The organism is Mycolicibacterium bacteremicum, from assembly GCF_002086115.1.
Lineage (GTDB): Bacteria > Actinomycetota > Actinomycetes > Mycobacteriales > Mycobacteriaceae > Mycobacterium > Mycobacterium bacteremicum.
This window is the reverse complement of the sequence record NZ_MVHJ01000003.1, coordinates 359309-367189: the sequence shown is the minus strand read 5'-3', so window position 1 is coordinate 367189 and position 7881 is coordinate 359309. Positions and strand designations below refer to the sequence as shown.

Genomic DNA, 7881 nt, shown 5'->3' with positions numbered 1-7881 from the left:
AAGAGGATCTGGGTGCGTTTGGCCAGGGAGGTGTCGCGCCAGGCCGGGAACGCCGCGGCGGCGGCCTCGATGACCGCTCGGGAGTCCTCGACCGAGGCCAGCGCGACCTGACCGGTCACCGCACCCGACGCCGGATTCGTCACCGGCGCAGTGGCATCGGAGCTGCCGGTGAAGATGTCGTTGTTGACCCAGTGGGAGATGGTCTTGCTCATGTCAGCTACTTTCCGTACTTCGCGACGTAGTCGGTCATGGTCTTGAGTTGATAGCGGGACACCTCGTGGGCGGTTTCGTCCTCGGCGAAGACCGAGGACACCATCACCGTGTCGTCGCGGTCGTAGAAGCCGAGTTCGGCCAGGCCGCCGAAGAATTCGTCCCAGTTGATGTCACCGTCGCCGATCTTGAGGTGCTGATGCACCCGTACCGGGTTGCCCGGCGGGTTGGTGATGTAGCGCAGGCCGTGGCTGCGGTGGTGATCCATGGTGTCGGCCACGTGCACCAGGCGCAGCTTATCGCCGGCGGCGCGCATGATCTCGGCCATGTTGCCGCCCATGTGGTAGCTGTGGCAGGCGACGTACACCATGCCGATGTTGGGGGAGTTCACGCCGCGGATGATGCGCACCGCCTCCAGGCCGTCCTCGACGAAATCGTCGGGGTGCGGGTCGATCCGGACGTCGATGCCCTCGCGCTCGATGATCGGCAGCAGTTCCTCCATGGACCGGAAGAAGGCCCGTTCAGACTCTTCGGCCTTCTCCGGTCGACCGGAGAACTCGGTGTTGATCACGTTCACCCCGAGGTCCACGGTGATCTGGATGACCCGCTTCCAGTTGCGTACCGCGGCCTCACGGGCATCCGGGTCCGGGCTGGACCAGCGCAACACCGGCAACACCGAGGCGATACCCACCCCGGCATCGGTGCAGGCCTTGCGGAACTTGGCCACCAGGTCGTCATCGGCGCGGGGATGGTTGAAGAACGGGATGAAATCCCGGTGCGGGGTCAGCTGCAGATACTCGTATCCCAGCTCGGCCACCACCTTCGGGAAGTCGAGCAGATCGTAATCATGGTGGAACGGCGTCGGATCGAGTGCGATCTTCACGTCACGCCCCCGTGATGGAGGCGCGGTCGACCAGCTTCACCTCGACCGGCTGACCGGTGTTCAGCGATTCCACGCCGGCCTCGCACACGGTGGCGGCGGCGTAGCCGTCCCACGCGCTGGGGCCATCGACATTGACACCTGCCTTGACCGCGTCCACCCAGCGCTGGAATTCCGTGTCGTAGGCCTGGCCGAAGCGCTCCTTGAACGACGGGGTGATCTGGCCGCCCCAGGTGCCGGGGGCACCCTTACGGACCAGGCCGACATCCAGACCGATGAAGGCGCTGCCCTTCTCGCCGACCAGTTCGGTACGCACCTCGTAGGCGACACCGGTGGTCACGAACACCTCGACGTCGACATGCTTGCCCGATGCCGTCTTGAAGACGGCGATCTGCGGGTCCTGCAGACCCTGAGGTGCACCGGGATTCGCGGCGGGCCGGATGATCTGTACGGACACGATCTCTTCGTCGAACAGGAACCGTGTGACGTCCACCTCGTGCACCAGCGAGTCCCGCACGATCATCGAGCTGTCGAAGTTCGGCGGCACCGCGGGGTTGCGGTGCACGCAGTGCAACACCAGCGGTTCACCGAACTCGCCGGCGTCCAGCAGCGACTTCAGCTGCACGTACTCGTGGTCGAAGCGCCGCATGAAACCGACCTGGATCAGCCGCTTGCCGAGCGCGGCCTCGGCCTTGACGACGGCGAGGGAGCTTTCGACATCGGTGGTCAGCGGCTTCTCGCACAGCACCGGCTTGCCGTGCTCCAGGCAGGCCAGCAGCTGCTTCTCATGTGTCGGGCCGGGGGTGGCCAGCACCACCGCGTCCACCTCCGGATCGGCGATGGCGTCGAGCGGATCGGCGATGGCCCGGCAGCCGGGGATCCCCGCGGCGATCGCCTCGGCCTTGTCGGTGAGGTAGTCGTTGACCACGACCACGCGGGCACCGGAGATGCGTGCGGTGATGCGCGCGACGTGGTCGGCGCCCATCATGCCGACACCCAGGACTGCGATCTTCAGTTCAGACATGGCTTTCAAAGACTCTCTAGTTGAAACGGACGGAGGGGACACCACACGAACCCAGGTACGCACTCGTGCGCTTGGCGATGGGCAGGGGAGCGTCGACCTCGCAGGGGTACATGTCCTGCTCGACGATGGCGAACACATCGATGCCCAGCTTCTCGATCTCGGCGAGCAGCGGCGGCATGTCCGGAATGCCCAGCGGCGGTTCGGTCATCGCGCCGAGCTTGACGGCCTCACCGAAGGGCAGATCCTCGGCCTCCACCTTGGCGCGGACCTCGGGATCGACCTGCTTGAGGTGCAGGTAACCGATTCGCTCGGGGGCGCGCCGGATGATCGCGATGTTGTCGCCGCCGCAGTAGGAGATGTGGCCGGTGTCCAGGCACAGGTTCACGAACTCGCCGTCGGTGCCGTCGAGGAAGCGGTAGACGTTCTCCTCGGTGTCGACATGGCTGTCGGCATGCGGGTGGTATTGCGCACGGACACCGTACTTCTCGAACATCGCCTTACCCAGTTCGTTCATCCCCTGGGTCTTGTGCCGCCACTGCTCGGGGGTGAGGTTGCGATCCTCCAGTACTGCACCGGTGGCCGGGTCACGCCACATCTCCGGGATGACGACGACATGCTTGCCGCCGACGGCGGCGGTCAGCTTCGCGACGTCTTCGATCTGGGTCCACACCGAGTTCCATGCGTCGTCCCCGCGGGTCTGCGACTGGTGCAGGTGCTCGAACACGGTGCCGGCGGACAACTTGAGGTTGCGCTTGCCGAGTTCGTCGAGAAGCTGTTGCGGATCGGTCGGCAGGTAGCCGTACGGGCCGAGTTCGATCCACTCGTAACCCGATTCGGCGACCTCGTCGAGGAAGCGGGTGTACGGGGTCTGCTGCGGGTCATCCGGGAACCAGACGCCCCAGGAGTCGGGTGCAGATCCCACGAGAATTGATGACATTGCAATGTTTCCTTCTAACGATCGGACGGACGGAGCAGGGGGCGCTGTACTTTCTTCCAGTCCGCATACCTCTGGTAGGCGGTCTGGGTGGACTCCAGGGTGGAGGTCTCGCTGACGGGGACGTCCCACCAGGAGAAGCTGTCCGGGGCGTAGATCCGCGGGTCGGTCTCGACGTAGATGACCGTGATGACGTCGGCGGCCTTGGCGACCTTGACCGCGTCCGCGAACTCCGCGGCGGTGGCAACCTTGATGACGTCGGCGCCCAGGCTGGCGGCGTTGGCGGCCAGATCCACCGGCAACCTGTCCCCGTCGAGACGACCCTGGGCTCCGCGGTAACGGTAGTCGGTGCCGAAACGCTGAGAACCGAGCGACTCGGAAAGCCCACCGATGGAGGCGAATCCGTGGTTCTGCACCAGCACCGGGATGACCTTGACGCCTTCCTGCACGGCGGTGGCGATCTCGGTCGCCATCATCAGGTAGGAACCGTCGCCGACCATGATGAACACGTCGCGGTCGGGAGCACCCATCCGGACCCCGATGCCGCCGGCGATCTCGTAGCCCATGCAGGAGAACCCGTACTCGACGTGGTAGCCCTTGCGGTCCCGGGTGCGCCACAACTTGTGCAGATCACCGGGCATCGACCCGGCGGCGCAGACCACCACGTCCCGCGGATCCGACAGCGTATTCACCAGTCCGATGACCTGGTTCTGGTTGAGCTGCACGCCGTCTTCGGTGGCGTACACCGAGGACACCGTGTCGTCCCACTCTTTGGCCAGTTCGGTGACCCGGGTGCGGTATTCGTCGCTGACGGTGTAGTCGGCCAGCGCCGGCCCGAGCGCCTCGATCGCCTCGCGGGCATCGGAGACCACACTGATACCGCCCTGCTTCACCGAGTCCAGCGATGCCACGTTGATGTTGACGAACCGCACCTCGGGATTGTTGAAGGCGGTGCGCGATGCGGACGTGAAATCGCTGTAGCGGGTCCCGATCCCGATGATCACATCGGCCTCGGCGGCCAGCGCGTTGGCGGCGGTGGTGCCGGTCGATCCGATGGCGCCGACGCTCTGCGGGTGGTCGTAGCGTAGTGATCCCTTACCGGCCTGGCTCTCGGCCACCGGGATGCCAGTCTGTGCGGCCAGCGCAGCAAGGGCTTCCTCGGCGAAGGAGTAGTGCAATCCGCCGCCTGCCACGATCAAGGGCTTGGTGGCCGAGGCGATGACCTCGGCGGCGCGGGCGATCACCGAACGCTCGGGCAGCGGACGGGCGATGTGCCAGGTGCGTTCGGCGAACAGTGATTCCGGCCAGTCGTGTGCCTCGGCCTGGACGTCCTGCGGGATGGACACTGTCGCCGCACCCGTCTCGACCGGATCGGTCAGCACGCGCATCGCGCCCAGCAGGGCCGCCGGCAGCTGCTCGGGCCGCCACACCCGGTCGAAGTAGCGCGACAGCGGTTTGAACGCGTCGTTGACGGTGACATCACCGGAGGACGGCAGCTCGAGTTCCTGCAGCACGGGCGAGCTGACGCGGGTGGCGAAGGTGTCCGCGGGCAGCAGCAGCACCGGGAGCCGGTTGATGGTCGCCAGCGCCGCGCCGGTGAGCATGTTGGTCGACCCGGGACCGACGCTGGCGGTGACGGCCCAGGTCTGCAACCGGTCCTTCTGCCGGGCGTAGGCGACCGCGCTGTGCACCATGGCCTGCTCGTTGCGGCCCAGCACGTACTTCAGGCCGGGTTCGCGCCCGGCTTCCGACGACTCGACCTCGTCCTGCAGCAGCGCCTGGCCCAGCCCGGCCACGTTGCCGTGGCCGAAGATGCCGAAACAGCCGGCGAAGAACTTGGTGCGTTCCCCGTCGTGTTCGACGTACTGGTTGGCGAGGAACCGGATGGTGGCCTGGGCCACGGTGAGCCGCACGGTTGCCTCGGTGTCGGCGTGCTTCTCGGTCGACTTCGGCGCGGTGGAAACCACGGGTCAGGCTCCTTGGGTCTTGCGCATCGGCAGGCGCGGATCGATTTCCTGGTGTTCCCAGCTGCCGCGCAGCCAGGTGTGGTCGGGGTTGTCGCAGATCAGCCAGGCCCGGTCGGGTCCGGATCCGGCCATCACGTTCAGGTAGTACATGTGGTGGCCGGGGGCGGCGATGGAGGGGCCGTGGTAGCCGTGGGGTACCAGCACGACGTCACCGGTGCGGACCTCCTCGAGCACCTCGATGGGCCGCTCCTGGGTGCCGAACACCCGGTGGTAGCCGAATCCCGGTGTGCCGGCTGGGCTGTCGTCGATCTCGAAGTAGTAGATCTCTTCGAGTTGCGTTTCGACGTCGCTGTTCTCGTCATGCTTGTGGGCCGGGTAGCTCGACCAGTTGCCACCGGGGGTGATGACCTCACAGGCGATCAGCGAATCGGCCTCGAACGTCGTGGCCGTCCCGAAGTTGTGTACCTGCCTGCTGCAGTTGCCCGCTCCGCGCAACTCGACGGGCACATCGGCGGCCGCGACCCGGCGGTTCGGGAACGGCCGGGTGGCCCGCGCACCACAGATGGCGATGCGACCATGCCCGGACAGGGTGTAGGTCTGGTCGATGCCGAGATAGACCATATCGGCCGGGCCGTCGAAAACCGATGCCCGCGGTGACAGTTCGAAGGTGTCGTCCCCGGCCTGCACGGAACCGCCGCCGGACAGCGGCAGGATCATCACTTCGTCATCACCGGTGCTGCGGGTCACCGACCCGTCCACATCGAGATCGACGACCAGCAGGCTGGACTCGGCCCACCCGGCCGACTGCGGGGTGACATCGACGGTGTAGGGCGCGGTCGCGGACCGGGCCGGGATGTACCACTTGCTGTTCATCTCAGCGCACCAGCTTCACGGCGTTCGACACGGCCCCGGCGACATCGTCGTCGGACGGGTAGAGCAGGGTGCGCCCGACGATCAGACCCTTGACGGCCGGCAGCGCCAGCGCCTTCTCCCAACTGGCGAACGCGGCATCGGGATCGGTCGGGTCGCCGCCCAGCAGCAGGGTCGGCATGGTCGTGGACTCCATGACGCGGTCCATCTCGTCGACGACCGGCAGCTTCATCCAGGTGTAGGCCGAGGTCGATCCGAGGCCCTGACTGATGTGCACCGATTTGATGACGGCATCGGGGGAGAGGTCATTGCGGACCTTGCCGTTGACGCGCGAGGACAGGAACGGTTCCAGCATGGCGATCAGCCCGTGCGCGGCCAGTTCATCGACCGCCTGCGCGCAGGCCGCCATGGTGGCGACGGTGCCGGCATCGTCGAGGTCGATGCGGCACAACATCTTTCCGCCGTTCATCTTCGCCGCGGCGGTCGATGCCGCGGTGGCGCCGGTCATCCGGTCGTCCAATTCGAAGCGCGCCCCGGCCAGCCCGCCGCGGTTGAAGGAGGAGAACACCACCTTGTCCTCGAGCGCGCCCAGCAGGACGAGATCGTCCAGGATGTCGGCGGTGGCCAGCACCCCGTCGACGCCGGGATCGGCGAGCGCGGCGCGCAACCGGTCGAGCAGGTCGACCCGGCTGTTCATGGCGGTCGGCCGGTCGCCGACGGCGAGTGCACCGCGGGCCGGGTGGTCGGCGGCGACGATCATCAGCCGGCCGTCGCCGCGGACCGTCGGCCGCGTGGTGCGGGCCTGCCAGGCCCGCGCGACCGCGGCGGGATCGGCGGTGCGGATCTCGGTGAGGTCTGCGTAGGTTGCGGCCCGGGCGACGCCGGGGGCCGATGCGGGACTAGACATTGACGGCCTCCACAGCGGTCTGTTCGGCGAGCTCGGCCACCTCAGCGGCGGTCGGCATCGCGGTCGAGCATTCGAGGCGGGAGGCGACGATGGCGCCCGCGGCGTTGGCATAACGCAGGGTCTTCTCCAGCGACCAGCCGTGCAGCAGGCCGTGGATGAGGCTGCCGCCGAAGGCGTCTCCTGCACCGAGTCCGTTGACCACGTCGACCTCGTTGGGCGGCACGGTCACCGAGCTGTGCCTGGTCTTGCCGAGCACACCGCGCGGGCCCTGCTTGACGATGGCCAGTTCGACCCCGAGGTCCAGCAGCGCGTCGGCGGCCTTGTGCGGGCTGGTCTCCCCGACGGCGATCTCGCACTCCTCCCGGTTGCCGACGGCGACCGTGACGTACTGCAGGGCCTTCTGGACCTGCTCGGACGCGGCGGCCGGGGTCTCCCAGAACATCGGGCGGTAGTCGAGGTCGAGGACCGTCAGCGGCTTCCTGCCGTGCTTGTTCCCCGTCGCTTCGCTCGCCCTTGAACGCGCCTCCCAGGCGGCGAAATGCGCGCTGCGGCTGGGCTCCTCGGACAGCCCGGTGACGGTCGACCAGTACAGCCGGGCCTCGCGGACGGCGTCGGTGTCGATCTCGTCGGCGGTGATCTGCAGGTCGGGGGCCGAGGGCTTGCGGTAGAAGTACAGCGGGAAGTCGTCCGGCGGGAAGATCTCGCAGAAGGTGACCGGGGTCGGGTATTCGCCGTGGGTGCGTACGTACCGGTTGTCGACGCCGAGACGGGCCAACTCGTTGCGCACGTAGCGGCCGAAGGGGTCGTTGCCGGCCCCCGAGATCAGCGCGGCCGTGTTGCCGAGCCGAGCGGCGGCGACTGCGACATTGGCCGCGCTGCCGCCGAGGAACTTGCCGAATGATTCGACGTCTTCGAGTCCGATGCCGGTCTGCAGGGGGTAGACGTCGACGCCGGCTCGCCCGATGGCGACGACGTCGAACGGTTCCGTGCTGGACGGTCTTTCAAGAGACACTTCTGCTCCATGGATCGTGGGCGGGCTCGTCACCTAAGACTGTGCCTCGCGTCACTCGCTCATGTCAATAGTTTGTC

8 protein-coding genes are annotated in these 7881 nt (G+C 67.1%); all 8 read right to left on the bottom strand.

The genetic code is table 11. The annotated features are described in order from the left end of the window. On the bottom strand, positions 1-212 hold a 212-nt coding region (locus tag BST17_RS05780; protein WP_133053512.1), incomplete at its 3' end, for an aldehyde dehydrogenase family protein. A gap of 5 nt (positions 213-217) precedes the next feature. Then, positions 218-1093, bottom strand: coding sequence for a sugar phosphate isomerase/epimerase family protein (locus BST17_RS05775; protein WP_083056028.1), 876 nt, complete (start codon positions 1091-1093; stop codon positions 218-220). A gap of 1 nt (position 1094) precedes the next feature. After that, positions 1095-2114 (bottom strand): Gfo/Idh/MocA family protein, encoded by a 1020-nt coding sequence (locus BST17_RS05770; protein ID WP_083056026.1) that lies wholly within the window; start codon positions 2112-2114, stop codon positions 1095-1097. A 16-nt stretch (positions 2115-2130) separates the two neighbouring features. Then, entirely contained in the window at positions 2131-3051 is a 921-nt protein-coding gene (locus BST17_RS05765) for a sugar phosphate isomerase/epimerase family protein (protein ID WP_083056024.1), read from the bottom strand. 14 nt (positions 3052-3065) lie between these two features. Next, positions 3066-5015, bottom strand: a complete 1950-nt coding sequence (gene iolD, locus BST17_RS05760) for a 3D-(3,5/4)-trihydroxycyclohexane-1,2-dione acylhydrolase (decyclizing) (RefSeq protein WP_083056022.1) — start codon at positions 5013-5015, stop codon at positions 3066-3068. A gap of 3 nt (positions 5016-5018) precedes the next feature. After that, positions 5019-5888, bottom strand: coding sequence for a 5-deoxy-glucuronate isomerase (gene iolB, locus BST17_RS05755; protein ID WP_083056020.1), 870 nt, complete (start codon positions 5886-5888; stop codon positions 5019-5021). Position 5889: 1 nt separating this feature from the next. After that, positions 5890-6792 carry a Cgl0159 family (beta/alpha)8-fold protein gene (locus tag BST17_RS05750; RefSeq protein WP_083056018.1) on the bottom strand — a complete coding sequence of 301 codons (903 nt, stop codon included), beginning with the start codon at positions 6790-6792 and terminating at the stop codon, positions 5890-5892. Then, on the bottom strand, positions 6785-7804 hold the full coding sequence (gene iolC, locus BST17_RS05745) for a 5-dehydro-2-deoxygluconokinase (RefSeq protein WP_083056016.1): 1020 nt from the start codon (positions 7802-7804) through the stop codon (positions 6785-6787). Before iolC ends, BST17_RS05750 begins: the two co-directional genes overlap by 8 nt. Positions 7805-7881: the final 77 nt, after the last annotated feature.